Origin of the sequence: Mangrovibacillus sp. Mu-81 (genome assembly GCF_036867415.1) — a bacterium.
Taxonomy (GTDB): domain Bacteria; phylum Bacillota; class Bacilli; order Bacillales; family Bacillaceae_B; genus Rossellomorea.
Genome location: NZ_JBAJHU010000003.1, coordinates 307854 through 327091, shown reverse-complemented (window position 1 = coordinate 327091; position 19238 = coordinate 307854). Strand labels below are relative to the sequence as shown.

The 19238-nt window shown below is 40.5% G+C and carries 24 protein-coding genes; 7 read left to right on the top strand and 17 right to left on the bottom strand.

What is annotated here, in order from left to right:
• Nucleotides 1-6 precede the first annotated feature (6 nt).
• Entirely contained in the window at nt 7-1356 is a 1350-nt protein-coding gene (locus tag V6B33_RS08805) for an acetyl-CoA carboxylase biotin carboxylase subunit (protein WP_334217382.1), read from the bottom strand.
• Between the two features lie 229 nt (nt 1357-1585).
• Between V6B33_RS08805 and V6B33_RS08800 the strand changes: the two genes are divergently transcribed.
• Entirely contained in the window at nt 1586-2062 is a 477-nt protein-coding gene (locus tag V6B33_RS08800) for an N-acetyltransferase (protein ID WP_334217381.1), read from the top strand.
• 75 nt (nt 2063-2137) lie between these two features.
• Here the strand turns inward: V6B33_RS08800 and V6B33_RS08795 are convergent, their stop codons facing one another.
• The 4 genes from V6B33_RS08795 to V6B33_RS08780 all read right to left on the bottom strand — a co-directional run bounded on the left by V6B33_RS08795 (nt 2138) and on the right by V6B33_RS08780 (nt 4526).
• Nucleotides 2138-2761, bottom strand: a complete 624-nt coding sequence (locus V6B33_RS08795; protein WP_334217380.1) for an RsfA family transcriptional regulator — start codon at nt 2759-2761, stop codon at nt 2138-2140.
• Between the two features lie 116 nt (nt 2762-2877).
• Entirely contained in the window at nt 2878-3636 is a 759-nt protein-coding gene (locus V6B33_RS08790) for an enoyl-CoA hydratase/isomerase family protein (protein WP_334217379.1), read from the bottom strand.
• 111 nt (nt 3637-3747) lie between these two features.
• On the bottom strand, nt 3748-3921 hold the full coding sequence (gene rpmF / locus V6B33_RS08785) for a 50S ribosomal protein L32 (protein ID WP_044337494.1): 174 nt from the start codon (nt 3919-3921) through the stop codon (nt 3748-3750).
• A gap of 62 nt (nt 3922-3983) precedes the next feature.
• Nucleotides 3984-4526, bottom strand: coding sequence for a YceD family protein (locus V6B33_RS08780; RefSeq protein WP_334217378.1), 543 nt, complete (start codon nt 4524-4526; stop codon nt 3984-3986).
• Nucleotides 4527-4731: 205 nt separating this feature from the next.
• Here V6B33_RS08780 and V6B33_RS08775 point away from each other — a divergent pair, with 205 nt between their 5' ends.
• The gene (locus V6B33_RS08775) at nt 4732-5946 is read left to right on the top strand and encodes a nucleotidyltransferase (protein WP_334217377.1); all 1215 of its coding nucleotides are present in this window, start codon (nt 4732-4734) and stop codon (nt 5944-5946) included.
• A 54-nt stretch (nt 5947-6000) separates the two neighbouring features.
• Here V6B33_RS08775 and V6B33_RS08770 read toward each other — a convergent pair whose 3' ends face one another.
• Together V6B33_RS08770 and V6B33_RS08765 are read right to left on the bottom strand one after the other, a co-directional pair.
• On the bottom strand, nt 6001-7047 hold the full coding sequence (locus tag V6B33_RS08770; protein WP_334217376.1) for a SepM family pheromone-processing serine protease: 1047 nt from the start codon (nt 7045-7047) through the stop codon (nt 6001-6003).
• 4 nt (nt 7048-7051) lie between these two features.
• Nucleotides 7052-7831 (bottom strand): patatin-like phospholipase family protein, encoded by a 780-nt coding sequence (locus V6B33_RS08765; protein ID WP_334217375.1) that lies wholly within the window; start codon nt 7829-7831, stop codon nt 7052-7054.
• A 168-nt stretch (nt 7832-7999) separates the two neighbouring features.
• Here V6B33_RS08765 and ylbJ point away from each other — a divergent pair, with 168 nt between their 5' ends.
• A complete protein-coding gene (gene ylbJ / locus V6B33_RS08760; protein ID WP_334217707.1) occupies nt 8000-9226 on the top strand; it encodes a sporulation integral membrane protein YlbJ in 1227 nt (408 codons plus the stop codon).
• Nucleotides 9227-9274: 48 nt separating this feature from the next.
• On the opposite strand, the gene coaD is transcribed toward ylbJ, so the two are convergent.
• From coaD to V6B33_RS08745, 3 genes are all read right to left on the bottom strand, one after another.
• Nucleotides 9275-9763, bottom strand: coding sequence for a pantetheine-phosphate adenylyltransferase (gene coaD / locus V6B33_RS08755; protein ID WP_334217374.1), 489 nt, complete (start codon nt 9761-9763; stop codon nt 9275-9277).
• A gap of 29 nt (nt 9764-9792) precedes the next feature.
• Nucleotides 9793-10347 carry a 16S rRNA (guanine(966)-N(2))-methyltransferase RsmD gene (gene rsmD / locus V6B33_RS08750; protein ID WP_334217373.1) on the bottom strand — a complete coding sequence of 185 codons (555 nt, stop codon included), beginning with the start codon at nt 10345-10347 and terminating at the stop codon, nt 9793-9795.
• A 261-nt stretch (nt 10348-10608) separates the two neighbouring features.
• Nucleotides 10609-12027: a stalk domain-containing protein gene (locus tag V6B33_RS08745; RefSeq protein WP_334217372.1), complete on the bottom strand. Its 1419-nt coding sequence runs from the start codon at nt 12025-12027 to the stop codon at nt 10609-10611.
• Nucleotides 12028-12223: 196 nt separating this feature from the next.
• Between V6B33_RS08745 and V6B33_RS08740 the strand changes: the two genes are divergently transcribed.
• Nucleotides 12224-12613 (top strand): DUF7147 family protein, encoded by a 390-nt coding sequence (locus V6B33_RS08740; RefSeq protein WP_334217371.1) that lies wholly within the window; start codon nt 12224-12226, stop codon nt 12611-12613.
• Between the two features lie 54 nt (nt 12614-12667).
• Here V6B33_RS08740 and V6B33_RS08735 read toward each other — a convergent pair whose 3' ends face one another.
• Nucleotides 12668-12943, bottom strand: coding sequence for a YlbG family protein (locus tag V6B33_RS08735; protein WP_334217370.1), 276 nt, complete (start codon nt 12941-12943; stop codon nt 12668-12670).
• 697 nt (nt 12944-13640) lie between these two features.
• Between V6B33_RS08735 and V6B33_RS08730 the strand changes: the two genes are divergently transcribed.
• Complete coding sequence (locus V6B33_RS08730; RefSeq protein ID WP_334217369.1) at nt 13641-13955, top strand: hypothetical protein; 315 nt, start codon at nt 13641-13643, stop codon at nt 13953-13955.
• A gap of 48 nt (nt 13956-14003) precedes the next feature.
• Here the strand turns inward: V6B33_RS08730 and V6B33_RS08725 are convergent, their stop codons facing one another.
• From V6B33_RS08725 to V6B33_RS08710, 4 genes are all read right to left on the bottom strand, one after another.
• Complete coding sequence (locus tag V6B33_RS08725) at nt 14004-14447, bottom strand: YlbF family regulator (RefSeq protein WP_334217368.1); 444 nt, start codon at nt 14445-14447, stop codon at nt 14004-14006.
• Nucleotides 14448-14538: 91 nt separating this feature from the next.
• Nucleotides 14539-14928, bottom strand: coding sequence for a hypothetical protein (locus tag V6B33_RS08720; protein WP_334217367.1), 390 nt, complete (start codon nt 14926-14928; stop codon nt 14539-14541).
• A gap of 157 nt (nt 14929-15085) precedes the next feature.
• On the bottom strand, nt 15086-15325 hold the full coding sequence (locus V6B33_RS08715) for a YlbE-like family protein (RefSeq protein ID WP_334217366.1): 240 nt from the start codon (nt 15323-15325) through the stop codon (nt 15086-15088).
• 12 nt (nt 15326-15337) lie between these two features.
• Complete coding sequence (locus V6B33_RS08710; protein WP_334217365.1) at nt 15338-15745, bottom strand: YlbD family protein; 408 nt, start codon at nt 15743-15745, stop codon at nt 15338-15340.
• A gap of 159 nt (nt 15746-15904) precedes the next feature.
• Between V6B33_RS08710 and V6B33_RS08705 the strand changes: the two genes are divergently transcribed.
• Nucleotides 15905-16390: a PaaI family thioesterase gene (locus V6B33_RS08705; protein ID WP_334217364.1), complete on the top strand. Its 486-nt coding sequence runs from the start codon at nt 15905-15907 to the stop codon at nt 16388-16390.
• Between the two features lie 77 nt (nt 16391-16467).
• Here V6B33_RS08705 and V6B33_RS08700 read toward each other — a convergent pair whose 3' ends face one another.
• Both V6B33_RS08700 and V6B33_RS08695 read right to left on the bottom strand, forming a co-directional pair.
• The gene (locus tag V6B33_RS08700; RefSeq protein ID WP_334217363.1) at nt 16468-17397 is read right to left on the bottom strand and encodes a CAP domain-containing protein; all 930 of its coding nucleotides are present in this window, start codon (nt 17395-17397) and stop codon (nt 16468-16470) included.
• A gap of 371 nt (nt 17398-17768) precedes the next feature.
• Nucleotides 17769-18203, bottom strand: a complete 435-nt coding sequence (locus V6B33_RS08695; RefSeq protein WP_334217362.1) for a CBS domain-containing protein — start codon at nt 18201-18203, stop codon at nt 17769-17771.
• Between the two features lie 307 nt (nt 18204-18510).
• On the opposite strand from V6B33_RS08695, the gene V6B33_RS08690 reads away from it, so the two are divergent.
• The gene (locus tag V6B33_RS08690; RefSeq protein ID WP_334217361.1) at nt 18511-18870 is read left to right on the top strand and encodes a YugN family protein; all 360 of its coding nucleotides are present in this window, start codon (nt 18511-18513) and stop codon (nt 18868-18870) included.
• Nucleotides 18871-19238 lie beyond the last annotated feature (368 nt).

Below are 19238 nucleotides of genomic sequence, written 5' to 3'. Positions count from 1 at the left end.
ATCATTTTATGCGCGGTTTGCAGTTAAATAATCCTGCAGCCACTTAGTTGTATATGTTCCATCTACAAACTCTTTCTCTCCGATAATCTCACGGAAGAGACTTACATTCGTTTTGACACCCTCAATTTGAACCTCAGCGAAGAACTCCACGGCTCTTTCTATTGCATCTGCACGATCTTTTCCATAGATAATGCACTTTGATATCATCGGATCATAAAAAGGTGTTACTTTATTCCCTTGTACGTATCCCGAATCAATACGGACGCCTTCACTGTTCCCCCAATCCAATAAAGAGATTTGTCCTGGAGAGGGATAGAAAGTTTTTGGATCCTCCGCATAAATCCTGAACTCCAGTGCATGCCCTTTTGATGTGATTTCGTCTTGGTTCAACAGCGGCAGAGGTTGTCCATCTGCTACGAGCAGCTGCCATTTCACGAGGTCAAGTCCGGTCACGAATTCTGTAACGGGGTGCTCTACCTGTAATCGTGTATTCATTTCAAGGAAATAATAATTTTCTTCTTCATCAACGATGAATTCAACCGTTCCTGCATTGATGTAATTCACGGCCCTTCCGGCTTTGACTGCAGCATCATACATCGCTTGCCTGGTCCCCATGGATAATTCCGGAGAAGGAGATTCTTCTATGACTTTTTGATTTCGTCTTTGAACCGAACAATTCCGCTCAAACAAGTGAACGATGTTTCCGTGCTCATCCCCAAAGATTTGGACTTCTACATGGCGCGCATTTTCCACACATTTCTCGAGGAACACTTCATCTTTTCCAAAATATGCTTTGGCCCGATTTTTAGTAGAATCAAAACTTTGAACGAGCGCTTGCTCATTTTCACAGCGAATCATCCCGATGCCTCCGCCTCCTCCGCTTGCTTTAAGCATGACCGGATAACCGATTTCCCTTGCAAGACCCTTAGCCGCATCTATACTGTCTACCCCGCCTTCACTTCCGGGTACTACAGGTACTTGGGCTTCTTGCATCACTTTTCTCGCTTCTACCTTATCTCCCATTTTCTGGATGATACTGTGAGGAGGCCCGATAAATGTAAAGCCCTCTTCTGAAACCCTCTTTGCAAAACCGCCATTTTCCGATAACAACCCGTACCCCGGATGAATAGCATCAACATTTTCTTTCCTGGCAACTTCAAGAATGGCATCTATCACTAAATAAGACTTGTTAACCGGCGGTTCACCGATTCGATGAGCGATATCAGCTTCTTTGACAAATGGCATTTCCTCATCGGCATCAGAATAGACTGCAACTGTTTTAATGTTTAATTGTTTACATGTTTTAATGATCCTTGAAGCAATTTCTCCCCTGTTGGCAATTAAGACTTTTTGCACAATCTCTCCCCTTTCTGAAAAAAAACAGCATCTCATAGATAAGGATTCTACAAAAATAGTCGAATTCCTCCTCTCTATTGTAAACGTTTTCTTAAATAAGTGCAGAATTTTTTGTTTATTTGTTATATAATAATAATAAATAATTAATTAATTTTCTCATTATAGATACTGGATTCACTTGATTCCGGTGTCAGCAATGTGTGAGGATGCAATAGTAGGAGGTAATGGTATGGCAGTTAAAGTTGAAAAATTAAAAGTGAATTATAAGACTCTTGAAGAGTTTAAAAAGTTTAAAGAATATGGTGTGCAGGAGTTATCCATGCTTGAAGATCTGCAAGCGAACATTATCGAAAACGATAGTGAGTCTCCTTTTTACGGTATTTACTTTGGGGATACATTGATTGCAAGAATGAGTTTGTATCAGCGGGAGGCAAGATTCGATCAATACTTCGATCCGCCGCAAAATTACTTGGAGTTATGGAAACTCGAAGTACTTCCTAAATATCAAAACAAAGGATATGGCAATTTGCTCGTGGAATTTGCAAAAGAATACGGGCTGCCTATCAAGACTAATTCTCGTATCAAATCTCAGGGGTTCTGGGAGAAAATGGGCTTTGAACCTGTCACTTATGATGTGGAGAGGGACCTCGGAGAAAACCCTTTAGTCTGGTATCCTGAAGGTGTAAAAGAACAAAAGATCAATTAATCGAAGGGAATGAGAAAGGCTGGCTATAGTAACAATAGCCAGCCTTTCTTATTAATTTTACAGAAGGATTCAACTTTATTTATTGACTCTTTGGAGATTTCCGTTTTTATCCATCTGGAATTTCACTTTTTCTTCATTACCTTGTAAGAGGGCCATTTTCCTCGCCTTTTCAAATATAGTCAGCAGCGATTTATGATCCTCTTCAAGTAAAGTGAATTTGCTTTTTAATTCTTTCAATTCAGTTTCAGCTTCTTGATGCTTGGCTGTTAATTGAGAGATTTGTTCACGAAGCTGTGAATTTTCCTTTTTAACCGTTTCTTCATTAATTACTGCTTCTTCCGCTCTTTGTAAATATTGAATCATACTGCCCATAGAGAAACTGTCGTGAACATTCTGTCCCGGCTCCATTTGAATCAAGTTCAATGACGCATCTTCATCCTGAGGATGATTCTTGAGAAGCGGTGTATGTTTCTTGGATTGTTTTCTTTGCTTCTTCGCTAATTCAATCCCGGATTTATATTGTTTTCGGACAAATGAATTCCAACGGAAGCCGCAAGCGGCTGAAGTCCTTGATAGTTTTCTGCCCACTTCTTCAAAAGCCTTCAGTTGTGTGCCGCCTTCACGTATATGGCGAAGCACCACTTCAGCAAGTATTACATCTTCATCCTGACTCCAAGCATCCTGTCTGTTTGAAGACATTTCCATCCCTCCTGTTAGATCCCTTTATTTTATGCATATGCACTTACTAGAGAAGATAGAATCAACAGAATGCTTGACATTAGAATTAATTAATTATAATTATTTTACCAGCGTACTTACTTGCCTAAAAATTGATCAACTGCATCATGATGGTCGTCAGTTGCCCAAAGCTTCGAGCATTCCCGGATTTCATTTTTAATACGCTCTTCCACTTCCCTTCTATCCCACCCATTGAGCATCTGTTTTTTGTAAGCTGTCAATACCCCAGCGGTTTTCGTTGATATCGCTTTTAAAAGAGGGATATCGTTCATTTCTATCGTACTCTCCACTAATTCATCTATGAAGCCCATTTCTAATAAGGTTTCAACATCATTCAGTTCAGCAGTCATTAGAAGAGATAAGGCTTTTGATGAAGGAATCCGTTTATGCAGCAAGGTCCCTCCGCCCCATCCAGTTGTAATGGCAAGATTTCCTTGAACAAACCCCATTTCCTTTCCTTTTTTCCCAATCCTCAAATCACACGCTGCAGCTATTTCACAGCCCCCGCCAATGGCGATTCCATTTATGAATGCGAGAGTGGGCTTCGGCAGAAAAGCCAGCCTGATTAAAATACTTCCCATTTTGCTCAGCATTTCATAACTTTCTTTTTCTGTCTTAAGGCTATGGAATTTCGATAAGTCTCCCCCTGAACAGAATGCGCTTTCTCCGCTTCCTGTAATAAGAAACGCTTTTATTGATGGATTAACCTCACATTCTTTCAAAGCCTTTTCTAATCCATCCATTACTTCATAGTTAATAGCATTTCGTTTCTCTGGACGGTTAATAATGAATTGCAGAATACCTTCTTGATTTTTATGTATGATATATTCACTCATTTGTCGTCCCCTCCCACCTCTAGTGTAAATTGATTTGTTAAAATTGACCAGTAATGCACAAAAAAAGCGTGAAGAGCCATGGTCTCTTCACGCTTTTTTTTATGTTGTAAATTATTTGTTTACAACTTCTTTTCCTTTATACGTTCCGCACTCTTTACAAACACGGTGTGCTAATTTCATTTCACCACAGTTTGGGCATGCTACCATACCAGGTACACGTAGTTTGAAGTGTGTACGACGTTGTCTTTTTGCTGTTTTAGAAGTTCTTCTAAAAGGTACTGCCATTCTTCCCACCTCCTTATAGAGATAAAAATATTATGAAGCCAGAACGAACTGGTACTTCGCTTTTAAGAGTTCTTGTTTTGATCAAGAAGCTTTGCTAGATCAGCGAGTCGAGGATCAACTTTTTTCTCTTTTTCCTCTTCGACTTCATAAGCCTGTTCTTCGGTCAGCACTTCCCAGTTCTTTCCGGAAGGAAGCTTATCCTGTTCTCTCGCTTCATCACTGATTACCTGCAATGGGATCTCAAGTAACAGCAACTCTCTTATAACTGGTTTTAAATCAATTACATCCCCATCGATTCGATGAACTTCCTCTTCCTCATACCGATCATAATCAGTATCTGTAAGCAGGAAGGTCTCAATCGTTTTCAGATTGATTGGCAGGTTCACGTCCACGAGGGTCCTTGAACAAGGCAAGACAAGCTTCCCGTCTAAATGAAGATGGAAGGTGACACGGTTGGAACCGATGTCTGCTTTTCCCGTAACATGAATAGGGGATACTTCCCTGACTTGCGGATCAATTTCTTTTGGATCATCGAAAGTGACCGTTTCATCAAGTGAAAGTCCTTTATCCCTGAATTTCTGTAATTGTATAATTGACCATTTCAATGTCATCACCTCAAGGCAACAAAGGTAATTATAGACTTGATATTACCGTTTGTCAATATTTTTTCTTTACACTTATTACTGTTCCAGTGTTGCAATTATAACGCTTTATTATAATCTGTTTCAAATTATTTATAATATCCGATATGATACTTATATATATTTATAATTTATCCATTTATTTTTGGCAAAAGGAGTGGGGTTTAAAATGAAAGCAACCGGGGTTGTGGTGGAGTATAATCCGTTTCATAATGGACATTTGCATCATTTGAATGAAACAAGGAGAGCTTCTGGGGCAGACCTTGTCATCGCCTGCATGAGCGGGCACTTTCTGCAGCGGGGGGAGCCCGCACTTACATCAAAATGGTCACGTACAAAAATGGCGTTGTCAGCAGGGGTTGATATGGTCATTGAGCTTCCGTATGCTTTTGCCACGCAACACGCAGAAATTTTTGCGAAAGGGGCCATTTGCCTTCTCCATGAAATAGGCTGTGATAGCTTCTGTTTCGGCAGTGAAGACGGTGATTTGGCATCTTTCGAGAAGACTGTCAGTTTAATTCAGGACAATAAACGTACATATAATACTTCCATTAAGGACTTTGTAAGAAAAGGTAACAGTTATCCTTCAGCTCTATCGAAAGCCTTTAAGGATATCAAAGGGAGCGAGGGCTTGATCGATTTGAGCAAGCCGAATAATATCTTAGGCTATCACTATGTATGGGCTAGGAATGAATTTGCTCCCGGCCTGAATGCCTACACCATAACGAGGGAATCTGCAGGCTATCATGATGAACATTTTTCTTCGCCTTCCATCGCAAGTGCAACCAGTATACGTAAAAACCTTTTCGATCCGGACCGGGAAACTGTAGCTATCCATCATTATATTCCTTCTTCTACCGGATCTCTCCTTGAAGAATACAAGCAGGAGTTTGGGGAATATCATAGATGGGAGAACTATTGGCCGTTATTGAAGTATAAAATAATCGCTTCCTCCCCCTCCCAACTACAGGAAATATATGAGATTGAAGAAGGAATCGAGAATAGAATCATTGAAAGTGCGAAAACGGCACTATCATTTAAAGAATTCATGACCATACTTAAAACCAAAAGATATACATGGACCCGTTTACAACGAATGTGTCTTCACATATTAACGAATACAACCAAAGAAGACATGAATAGAAGACATTCCTCACCAGCATATATAAGATTGCTCGGAATGAACCAAAAAGGACGTGAATACCTTCACACTTGCAAAAAATCGCTGAATCTTCCACTAGTCAGCAAACTTTCAAGTGCAAATAAAGACGATATTTCCTTAGATATAAAAGCTTCAGAAGTTTATTCTCTGGGGCTTCCTTCTGCCCAATCCAAAAAGCTTCTCTCTCAGGAATGGTCCCAGCCCCCCATTATGGTGCGATAGGGCTGCTGGCATTTTAACACAAGGAGAGACTGCCTTTTGGCAGTCTCTCCTTGATCACTTATTTGGCAGCGAATGTAAAAACGTTACAGCGTCATCAAAAGTCTTAACCGGAATGACTTTCATTTCTGTTCCGATATCCTCAGCTGTTTTTTTGGCTGCTGAGTAATTGGATTCCAGACCGGGATTTTTTTCCTTCATTTCATCAGATATCGTTTCATCAGGGGCAAGAAAATATTCTGCACCGACATTGTCGGCGGCTATGATTTTCTGTTCGATCCCGCCTATCCTGCCCACTTCACCGTTTTCTGAAATTGTGCCGGTCCCCGCAATAGAGTACCCTTTTGTTAAATCTTCCTCTGTTAATTGATTATAAATTTCAAGACTGAACATCAGGCCGGCTGAAGGGCCGCCTATTTCTTCTGTATCAAGTGACACTGCAGGGTCAGTCACAATTTCTTTATCATCACTCAATGATATACCAAGACCTACTTTATCCGCCATATCGGGAAATTCTTTTAAAGGGATCTTTTCGATCATTTCCTGGTCATTACGGATATAGGTTATTTCAACTGAGTCTCCTTTTTTCTTATTCTCTATATACTCTATGAATTGCTTAGATGATTCAAATTTCTGCCCATCTAGGGCTGTAATCCGATCACCAGGATTCAATATTTCAGCTGCAGGCATGGAAGGATATACATTCAGCACATAGATTCCTTTATAATTATAGTGATAAGGCTTATTTGCTTCCTTAAAAGCAACTTCGATTGCATGATTTTGGGAATTTTCCATTAATTGAAGCTGTCTCAGGTTGTATTCTTCGTCACTTTCATGAGGATTTCTAATTTCCTCAACCGGGTAAATATACTCATATTTCTTAATACTTGCTATCAGGTAGGCATAGATGTTCGCTTTACCCATCCTGACAGTAGTCAGCATAAACTCGCCTTTATCATCAAACCCATCTTTTACTTTAACGATGGGATCAAGTTCATGGGCACTTCCCGGTTTGGTTACATAGTAGGGAAGATAATAAAAAGATGTTGCAACAATAAAAACAGTCATTACGACCAGGATTCTAATCAGCGTTTTATTCTTCATAAGTTTACTCCTTCCACTCCTCCAACGCTTTTTTAATAGAAGGAATGACCTTCTTGGCTTCTTCTTCTCCCATATAAATGATTTCTTCTATGTTCCTGAAAGCGCGGGTACTGTACATTTCAACATGTGGTCTAATCATGAAGTCCGAGGCAAATTCCCTATGTGCCACAATTTCAAGCTGGAGAATATCGATGCTTTGCATGATCACATCATAGATCGTGGTGATTTCAGCATTCCTTTTGACATGAGAAACATCTACTCCTACCACGAGATCGGCTCCCATTTCTTTTACTACAGAAACAGGGACACGATCGATTACCCCGCCGTCTACCAGAAGACGCCCGTTGATTTTTTCAGGAACGAATATTCCGGGGATGGCGATGCTTGCACGAACTGCACTTGCGACCGGACCTGTAGTAAAGATAACTTTCTCTCCATTGGTTATATCAGTAGCCACTACGCTCACAGGTATATTTAAATCTTCAATGTTTTTATTATGAGAAAATAATTGGATGAATTCTTTTATACGCTTACCTGAGATGAATCCCATTTTCGGGACGGTGAAATCCAAATAATACTTCCTTCTGAAAGTGGTCGACAATTTATAGAGGTCTTCCATTCTATGACCGACTCCATAAAGGCAGCCAACCAATGCTCCCATGCTGCTGCCTGCTATCATATCCACAGGGATTCCTTCTTCATCAAAGGCCTTTAAGACCCCGAGATGCGCAAATCCTCTTGCTCCACCCGAACCAAGGGCTAACCCTATCTTTGGTCTGCTCAAAAGTCTTCCCCCTTTACCCTTAGTTTTCGGTTCAATTCATCATATGGTCTATTTCTAATATGTATGAGTATATTGAATAATATGAGGACAAGTAGAAGTTACTCTCATTTTATCATGCTTTCTGTGTTACACAAGAAATTGAGATAGTAAGGTTATGAGGAGGACGTGCTGTTGAAGTCGAAATTTAAAACGTTGGTATTATCGGCGGGTGTAACAATGTTTGCTGCAGCATTAATCATCATGCCTGGTGAATCCTTGGAGGCTTCCATCCGCGGGCTGGATATGTGGTGGGAAATTGTTTTCCCATCGCTGCTGCCGTTTTTTATCGTTTCTGAAATGCTGATTGGATTTGGAGTCGTAAGATTTATAGGGGTATTACTCGAACCGCTGATGCGTCCTTTATTCCGGGTGCCTGGAGCTGGTGGATTTGTGTGGGCTATGGGAATGGCTTCCGGATTTCCAGCTGGAGCTAAATTGACTGCCCGCTTGAGGCAGGAAAAGCAGCTGACAAAAATCGAAGCAGAGAGACTGGTTTCATTCACGAATTCATCCAATCCTTTATTTATTTTTGGTGCTGTTTCAGTTGGATTCTTTCAAAATGCGACGCTGGGGATTGTCCTGGCTTGTGCACATTATATAGGAAATATTTGCGTTGGCCTTGCGATGAGGTTCTATGGGAGAAATGATGAAGTGGTTCACAGGAGACATCCTAAGGAAAAGAAACGATTTTTTATCGCTGAAGCATTTTCAGCTCTTCATCAAACGAGGATAAAGGATAATCGGCCAATCGGCAAATTGCTTGGTGATGCAGTAACTTCTTCCATTCAGACATTATTAATGATCGGCGGTTTTATTATCCTTTTCTCTGTCATGAATAAAATGCTTTATCACCTGCATATTACCACATTCATTGCTGAAGGATTCTCCAGTATACTCACCTTGTTTCAATTAACGGAACAATTGAGTATCCCTTTCATTTCGGGATTATTTGAAATCACATTGGGTTCAAAGCTGACAAGCGGAGTGACAGAAGCAACCCTGCTGCATCAGGCGATCATCACCAGCTTCATTTTAGGGTTCAGCGGATTCAGTGTTCAAGCCCAGGTTGCCAGTATCCTTGCCCAAACCGATATCCGATTTAAACCATTCTTTTACGCCCGCTTTCTTCACGGTGCTGCCTCTTCAATTGTGACAATCATTATCTGGAAGCCTGTTTATGAAAGGTTTTCTGATGAACAGCTTTCAAATGCAATCCCTGTATTTTCACATGATAGCGCTTATATTTGGGCTGAAATCATTTATTGGCTAAAGACATTCGGTCCGCTTATGACGATTCTCAGCCTATTGGTTTACATTTTAATTTACAGTAAAAGAATGAAAAATAAATCCCTTTAAAATAGAGAACAGGGTGTTCATATCGTGAAACTGAACAACCCTGTTTGATTACTCTTTACTTGTATACTTCTCCTTTAGAGCATTCTTTACAGGATGTGGAACCAACTCAGAAATATTCCCACCATATTTGGCTACTTCTTTAACGATACTCGAACTCAAGAAGGAATATTGATTATTCGTCATAATAAAGAATGTCTCTATATCTTCTTCCAATACTCTGTTCATGGAAGTGATCTGCATTTCATATTCAAAATCCGAAACCGCTCTCAGTCCTCTGATAATGGCGCTGGCCTTCACACTCTTCGCATAATCAACGAGAAGTCCCTGAAATGAATCGACAACAACATTTGGAATGTCTTTGGTGGATTCACGAATCAATTGGATTCGTTCTTCAACAGAGAATAGTGGTTTTTTTGAGGAATTATTCAGTACAACAACATATATTTGATCAAATACTTTTGCCCCTCTCGTAATGATATCTAAATGTCCGAATGTAATTGGATCAAAGCTTCCCGGACAAACTGCAATACTCGTCATGATCATTTACCCCCATGTCTGCCTTTTCACTATTTTTGATATGTATAAATCGATATTCCGATAATCCCATAAGCTTCTTCCCTTACTTTATGCAATCGTCCTATCACGTTTGATGGTATGCTATCAGAACTGTATTCACACATAACGAAACCGTTTTCATTTAAAAGGTTATGGCCATCTATGAATGTAACCAATTCTTCTAATTTTTTTTGTTTGTATGGAGGATCGAGGAAGATGTAGTCGAATGCGATCTCCCTCTTAACTATCGCTTTCAGTGCCCGATTCGCATCGTTGCGATACACTTCACTTCTATCGACAAGATCACATTCTTTTAAGTTAGCCTTAATGGTGTGCAGGGCCTTCGAATCCTTATCGACGAAGATTACCTTTTCAAGTCCCCGGCTTAAAGCTTCCACTCCCAGCCCTCCGCTGCCAGCGAAAAGATCCAAGCCCATTCCGCCTTCGAAATAGGGACCAAGAATGTTAAATATCGATTCTTTCACTTTATCTGTGGTTGGCCGGGTACCGCTTCCAGGTACCGCTTTTAATGGCCTCCCTTTTAATGTTCCTGCTATAACTCTCATAATCATCCACCATATATGTATTTTTTCTACATTATCCTAACATAAATCTACATGAATCGCCACTTCAGGAAATTGATCCTAAAATGTATAAAAACAAATTGATAGGTGATAATGGAAGTAACAACATCCTAACTGATGTTGTTGCCAACCGCGGAGAAGACTTACGTTTCCCCATAAGTTCTTCCTCCGGTTTCTCCTCTCCCTTTGCCTTCTTTCCAGAGATGGATATAGAAGGACCCTGCAGAGATCCTGCAGGGCTTTTTATGTTTCAGATATTTGTATTTCTTCATTGGAATTGCTTCTCTCAATGTCTAATCCAAACAATTTTTCCAGCCATTCCACTTCCATAAATACAGCGCCGCCTATTTTTTGAACCGGCTTTGTAAGGAGTCCATAATTCTCTTCGTTTAGTATAAAGTAATCTTCATCTACAAAGAAGCGATACGAACTGCCCCCTTTCAACGCATATATCACATCGTTTTGGAGGAAGTCGTACTTTATCCCTATTGCCTGAAGAAGCTCGGGTAAAGAAATCAGCTCTTGTTGTTTATATTGTATAAGGTCTACATCCATTAAAGGCTTGTCATTCAGAAATACAGTTTGATGTGCTTTCAAGATTAACGGGATATCTTCTGTTCTATTACTTGTTTCTTTAAAGTAGCTGGAGTTTAAATTGGTTGCCTGCTTCAACAACACATCCAGTTGCCCACCCTGGAGCATGTGACCATTTTCATTAAGCAGCAGTTGTCTGAAAGAATCCAACTGAGTTTCTGTCAGACCTGTTTTTAGGTCATGATAAGCATTCATCGTTTTGGCAGACCCGTAGGAGGAGGATAAGATGATGTTTGCTTTCAGTTCTTCTAACCAGCTCTCCTGATAAGATGCCGAATCCTTCTGCTGTTCCAGTGCCCAATCCATTTTTTTAAGTAATGATGTTCGGGAAACATCCCCATTGACGATCAGGAAATTTTCCGTTTCACTGACTGGAAAACGGTCATCAATGACTACCGTTACAAACCCTTCACTGTTCAAACGGTTTTCGTTTATTGTTAAATCCAGATTTTCTTTTGAATAAATCCTTGTACTCCCATTTTCAAACAGGTTAATTTCTCCCGAGAAGAGAAGCAAATCCGATGGTGGTCCGCTTCCGGTAAAAGAATAATAATCGATAAAATGCATTTCTTTATGTTTCGACTCTTTGTAGCCTGATATCCATGTGCCTTCTCTGACCGTCTTTTCAACGATATTGATCGTTGTTTCTAACGGGATTGCAGTTAATAGTGCGGGATACCACTCCTTTAAGTGAAGGTTTCCTTCTGAAGTTTGTCTTTCAAGAGTGTAACTGATCGTCACGTCTGAATCTCCTTCACTATTAATTTTTAATATAAATTCTCCATTTTCTTTGGAGAGGCAGCTTTCCCCACTATCCTCTATGCACTTAAAGTTCTTTGCATCTTCCGGCCATTCTATTGTCATATTCTTCTGATTGCCTGACTTGAAATCAACCTCCTGGGTGATGAAAAACTCTTTACCAGTGTGTTCTATCGTAAATGACTGGTTCACTTCAGAGATATTGGACGCTTCGGCATTACCTGATAAGAATCCGTTCCATTGGAAAAAAATAATACCTGCGATTGCTATTACCATGACGAAAGTAAATAAGAGTAAGAACCGTTTCATCTGGATACCCCTTCGTATAATCTTACTATTAAGATATCAGAATTCATTCATGGGATATATAGCCAGGAGTCAAAAATTACGACATTTTTGTTAATCGATACCCTATATTCACTACTCCCTCATAACTTCTTTACTTCTCACACTATGTTTGAAATAATAAGGAATTGATTAAATACATGATAAAAGGGGTTAAAACATGATTCAGCGTTTTATCGAATTAGGTGAGGGATTGTCTGATATCTATGAATTACTGGAAGCTGCAAGACACAATAAAAATCGGGTCGAGCATCTGATGGCTTTTCATACCATCATTAAAGATCGACCGGTTACTTCGCTTGGCATCGTGATGAAACCGACTGCCGAAGGAAAGTTTCAGGCAATCTATTTCTGCAGAGAAGGTATACCCAATCCAAACATGATGGCGAACAAGAGGTATTCGCTGTTTGAACAAACTGCTGAGGAACTTGAGAAAAAGATTATTCAGATGGATGTCAAGCCATCGACTCTTTTTCCCGAAAAGGAACTCTATTATCAACACCTGATTGCTATTTTGAGATTAAATCACTATATCTCACCACTGCAATGATCACTTAAAACCAAAATAAAAAGCTGCCAACAACATCAGTTTGGCAGCAATCAATCAAAATCCCATCTTGTAATCATATTCCTTCGCTTTATCAGGTCTGGAATTTTCAAACACTGATTTAATAAACGGTTTATAGGAAGGATCCACTCGCTTCACATAAGAATACGTAGTAATTCGTTCCATGACAGAATCGATTTCATCCTGATTACAATACAATACAACATATTTCATTTTCCTCGATACATAGTGTACATTCCCAAATCGTCTCAAAGACTTTGCATGCTTCAAACTATGTAACCAAACAACTAAACCTTGTCTTTGCGTCAACATACCGTTTCCCCTCTAGGAATCACTTTTTTATCAGTCTAGCACAAAAATATGGGAATTAGCAATACGAAATGCGGAGGGGCTTTGCTCAGAGGCGGGTGGCATATGACGAATCGGACATGAAGGCGTTCTTTGCCTTCTTGGTCGATTTGGCTTATGACATGTGCCTCTAAGCCCCGGAGCTGGACAATACGAAAAGCGGAGGCGGCTCGCCCAGAGGCGACAAGCATAAGACAGGACAGCCACAAAGGCGTTTTTTTGCCTTTTTGGCTGGCATGGCTTATGTCTCGAGCCTCTAGCCGCCGGAGCTGGACAATACGAAATGCGGAGGCGGCTCGCCCAGAGGCGACAAGCATAAGACAAGACAGCCACAAAGGCGTTTTTTTGCCTTTTTGGCTGGCATGGCTTATGTCTCGAGCCTCTAGCCGCCGGAGCTGGACAATACGAAATGCGGAGGCGGCTCGCACAGAGGCGACAAGCATAAGACAGGACAGCCACAAAGGCGTTTTTTTGCCTTTTTGGCTGGCATGGCTTATGTCTCGAGCCTCTAGCCGCCGGAGCTGGACAATACGAAATGCGGAGGCGGCTCAAACAGACACGCATGGCAAATCACCAAAAAATCTTTTCCACTTCCGAACATAATGTTCCTATTTAGGGTATAGTACTTATGAAAACGATAATGAGCGGATGGAGTGGTTAAATGGATCTTAGCGTCATATGGGATGAATTTATTGAATATCTTCGCGCTGAGCCGGATATTCACGATGCATCCGCAAAAAGGATCGCTGGCATTCCTTTCTTATATGTAGACACCGTGCTTGATAAAAGTGATGTGGAATATTTAATAAAGAAATGGTCGGCACGTGCGATGAGGGGAAAAAGACTGCATTCGGATACGATATTCTTCAGGGCACAATCTTCCATATTTGTATACCGCCACCGTTTTTATGTTCCCCAGGAAAAAATGTTTTGCTGTGGAAACCTATGCGTCGATTGTGTACGGTTAAAACAGTAAAAAGGTAAAAAAAATGAACGGGCGAATCGCCCGTTCTTTATTATCCTATCATGCAGAACAACCGCAGCTGCCGCCTGTTCCGCAACCGCCTCCGCATGAACTTCCACTGAAAAAAGGATTGCCTGAGGGGACTTTCACATTTTTAGAAACAGAATGTCCAATGATCAGACTCACTTTGTCCAATAAATCCTGAAGTTCATTTTCTGCACGTCGGAATTCCGCTACGTTATCATCCAGATCCATATCCCTTTTAAGTTCTCGGATATCTTTCATGACAGTTTTGTAGTCGGGATGATATCGGCCGAAACGCTGCACTTCTTCGTAACTTTCTTTCATACGCGTAAACACCTGTATCTTTCTCTGCGTATCATTACTATTACGAAGTTTATATAAAGACTTCCGATAATTTTCTGCCACATCGGAATGTAAGATCCACTGAGATAGTTCATCAGCACTATCTAAAATTTCCATTCTTTCTATAGTAGCAAGCATAGTGCTCACCTCCGTAACGTTATTTTACCACGTTTTCTTGACGGAAGCGAATATGCTCTGTAAAAAAATCCCGATTTGCCATTTCGAATTTTTAAGGAATAGTCACATATAATCGTTTCTTGATTCCCAAAGGTTTATTGCTTGGACTAACTACTTCTACATTCAAAATATGGTTTCCCTTTGGGAGATTCTTCACAACGAAGGCAGCGGTATAAAATTCCTTGTATAACCCGCCTGTATTTGATGAAACAATAATTTTACCTTTTTTAGCACCTTTTCTTTTGGTCGAAAACGTTACATCAGGCACCACACATTCAATGAATACCTGATTCCCTTGAACAATATGCTTAACTGAAAGTGATGTTTTTTCCTTTGCCTGAACCTTATTACTAAACGAGAAACTTTCCGGTTCGGGGATATCATCTTTACATCCGCTCAACAACACTAACAGCGAGAGGGACAAGAGGATAATCTTTTTCATAGTCGATACCACTCCTTTTCCTATAGCCTTCCCCATCTTTCATTCAATTTACTCGTTGATTATGAAAACTGAGTCTCTTAGTGCTTGTCCTACAAAAAACAAAGAAAGGAAAACTTCTTCAATTGTGTTTTCCTTTCTTTGTATAGCCGATTCCATTCTATTCAGATTCATTCATGCTTTGAAACATGCTGATCATCATAGAAGCCATCTGGACTCCATTTGAAAATTTCTGAACACGATGAGGTATCGTTTTTTGAAAATGATTGATTGACGCAATTTCAAACTTCTCCAGTTCGTTCGGATTTCTTGAAAGTTTTCTATACCATTCAGGCTTTTCCCTCAGAAACATCTTCAACTCTTCATTGGAATGAATATACTCAATAATGTCTGCTCTCACAGCCTCACCCCCCTAGTCCTTCCGAAAAGAAAATGGATGAGAAGGCTTGGAACGTGCCTCATTTGTCACCGCAGTACCTTTTGGAGTCGATTGGAACTGGCTGATGACACCTTGGACCGTTCCCAAGACTTCACTGATATTATTAATATGACTTTGTAATTGATTTGCATCCATTTTCTTTACTAACTCTCCAACGTGATCAAACCAGCCACTTTTATTATTATCTTCTACTTTTTCATCATTTTGTGCTCCTGCTTCCCTGTATGAGTCCCAACGGGTATCATCCTCTCCAAGCAAATACCAATCTTCAAAAAGTTCCTGCCAATTTGCATTTCCATTACGGACGTCTCTTACAATCTTAGGATGCTTCCTGACGAACTCCTTAAACTCTTTTACTTTAGGATGTAAAGATTTTCCCATTCCCAGCACCTCCTGCTCAGGACATTGACCTATTACATTTTATGACTGAATGAAAAAATGGTGATACATTCCTTTTTGTAGTAAAATTCAATTTAGAAACTAAACAGTCAAGATGTACATTATGTGTTATGGGCTGTGTAAATGAAAAGGATGTTTGACATGCAAGAACAGATGCACAAATTATTGGACGAAGTATTAGCTGGAGCAGACGAAGAAGAAATCATCAGTATCAAACAACTTCTCAACGGTGTGAAGCGCAAACAAAAACATGCGAATGAGTCTATCATCGGCGGGATTTTCGCAATGGATAAATGTTCAGAGGACGGGAACTTTACAATAAATATCCCAATCACACCCGTTACACACAATTCATTAAATATCGTACATGGCGGTGTGACGGCGACATTAGTGGATACTGCAATGGGTACTTTGGCTAATATGATGCTTCCGGAAGGTTACGGTGCGGTCACAACAAACTTAAATGTCCATTACCTTGCACCGGGAATAGGAGAAGAATTGACGGCAAGCGCAACAGTCATCCATAAAGGGTCCAAAACAATGGTGGTAGATGGTAAGGTTATGGACTCCAAAGGGAAGGTGGTTGCCACTTCCACTGGATCATTCTTTATCATTAAAAAGTATTAAAATTGAAAAGGTTGGCCATTCAGATGACATTTCTCCTGCATTAAATGAGGAAAATGTTCTTGAGTAGCCAACCTTTTTCATTGTTCAATAGCAAATTTTTCTATGAAATTCTGCGTATAGTATTTTTTATGAACCCCGACTCCAAGATCGGTAAAATCTTCTTCCAGCAGGATTTTCCTGTGGCCTTCGGAATTAAGCCACCCGTGGACCGCTTCGGCTGCATCTGTATATTGTGAGGCGATGTTTTCCCCTGCAGATTTAAAGGTGATTTCTTCTCTTTCCAATCGATCAGCAAGGCTGCCGAAAGCAGGTGAATCATGTGAAAAATATCCTTCTTCATACATTTCTCTACTGTGTCCTCTTGCTACTTCTGCAATTTCTTCATTCCAATCGACTTTCCCAACACCAAGTTGATCACGCATTACGTTCGTGATATCAAATATTTGATTTTCACTCGCAGTGTCTATTGCCTCCCACTCTTCTTCGGTAGGCTCAGTTTCTTCAACCAGTTCCCCGCGATACATCATTTCATAAGGGTGTATCCTAATGAGAGTGGAGCTGTCCAGAAACCGGATGCTCATTAATTCCCCTGTGAATTTATCAAGATAAAGCTGGGCATAAATATCCCCCAGAGATACCAATAAGCGCGTATTAAGATCCTGTTCATTTAATTCGAATTGATAAGAACCAGATTCATCATTCACAACAAGTTCAGACTCTATTATGGTAAAACGATATATGTCCTCAAGCTTCTGCCCAAGTTTGTACGGAGCCACGTCCACTTCATTCCCGATCGCATAAAGAGTAACGACTTTCTCTTCTTCAATTCCCATCTGTATATACTGCTTGGTGGATATGGGATAGACCCACCAATCATACCCGTATGCGCTTTGTTCTATTCTTTCAGGCTCTCCAAAGGATTCAACCACTTGTTCAGAACTTTTTCCTATCCAAGTAGAAAGCCCGGTTACCGGCCGTTCTCCGGAATTTTCAACAGGCTGTTTCAATTGATTATCATGATCTTTCTTAAGTGTCTGGGGTTCCGGGCCTTTAAGAGGTTCATTCTCATCATTTAGACTTTGATAAATACTTATGGAAAGAATAAATAAAAGGATAATAGCAATACGAAATACCGTCTTCAGAGATTTCCCTCCTCTCTACCTTCTCTAGCAGGATATGCTCGAGATACTAGTATTATTATACCATTTAAAAGGATTCTAAATATTATGTATGTATAAAGCATAGCATATTTTAATTTTCTCTAAAACTATATGATATGTAAAGGAAATCCGATTCACAGCAACAAGGTGAACTTTAAATGCAAAGTTCACCTGGGGCCGTCAGTTCGATTATTATATTCAGTCAAGTGTTTCCATCATTAACAAGGTTTGTTGCTGAAGTGTGATTCTGATATGTCTTCCAGGGCTATGGAAGCCATTTTCCCCAGGGAGTCCCTGATGGCAAAGTCCCCAAGGGAAACCATACCGACCAGTGTATCGCCTTCCACAACCGGCAGCCTTCTGATTTGGTTTTCCGCCATCAGGTGTGCTGCTTCTGAAACATCTGCTTCCGGACCGATCGTTATGAGATCTCTACTCATGATATCTTCAACTTTTGAAGAAGCCGGATGTTTTTCGGCTACACATCGTGTGACAATATCCCGATCAGTGATGACACCCACAATTCTGCTGCCGTCCACAATGGGAATGGAACCTACATTGTTTTCTTTCATTTTCACAGCAACCTCATAAACATTATCTAGCAGCGTGCATGACTCAACTTCTTTTGTCATGATCCTTTCCAATTTGGGCATTTTGCTCCTCCTCCATTTTTGTTCATTTCACTGAATCCGATAAAATGATCTTGATATATTTTTCTCTAACTTCATCGACTTATACACCGTTAAAGAAATTGACATATTCCCGATCATCAAGACATTGCATGAAATGGGATTTTACACTATTATTAAGAATGAGAAATACCGCATTTTGTATCATCTTACATATTACCGATATAAATGCTTCTAACCTGATGAATGCAGATGGGCAATTGGGAACAATAGTGATATCACAAGGATTCCATAATTAGCCTTGAGCCAGACAATATAGGAGGGAATTTTTATGCGTTTTGAAGCAAGTGGAATGGAAAATTTAAAAGTAGATTTGAATCGCCTTGATGAAATCATGGAGTCCCACGGATTAGTACGTGCCGGACAATGGGATTATGAGAGAGTAACCTATGACCGTAAATTTGAAATCAGAGAAGGTCTATATTACCTTCGTATTCAAGGTCTTGCCGTGGAAGGCGACGTGGGCAAGCATGATGCCGTCATCCAACTGATGACACCGCTATTAGGCAAGCATTACTACCCGCACGGTGTAGAATACGGTGAAGGCGAAGATTTCCCTAAACACCTCCTCACATCATGCGAAAAACTAATCGCTGACGTAAAAAAAGAAGCAACAGAATTCGCTTGGTAATACCAAAAGCGGAGGCGGCTTGCCCAGAGGCGACAAGCATAAGATGAGCCACCCAAAAAGGCGCTTTTTGCCTTATTGGGTGGCTTAGCTTATGTCTCGAGCCTCTAGCCGCCGGAGCTGGACGATACCAAAAGCGGAGGCGGCTCGCCCAGAGGCGACAAGCATAAGATGAGTGAGCCACAAAGGCGCTCTTTGCCTTTTTGGCTGGCTTAGCTTATGTCTCGAGCCTCTAGCCGCCGGAGCTGGACGACACTAAAATCGAAGGCACCTCGCCCAGAGGCGACAAGCCTATCGAAAAACCCCTGAAAACGTTTATTGGTTTTCAGGGGTTTTTATTTAAATAAATCACATTCACAAAAATATTAAAG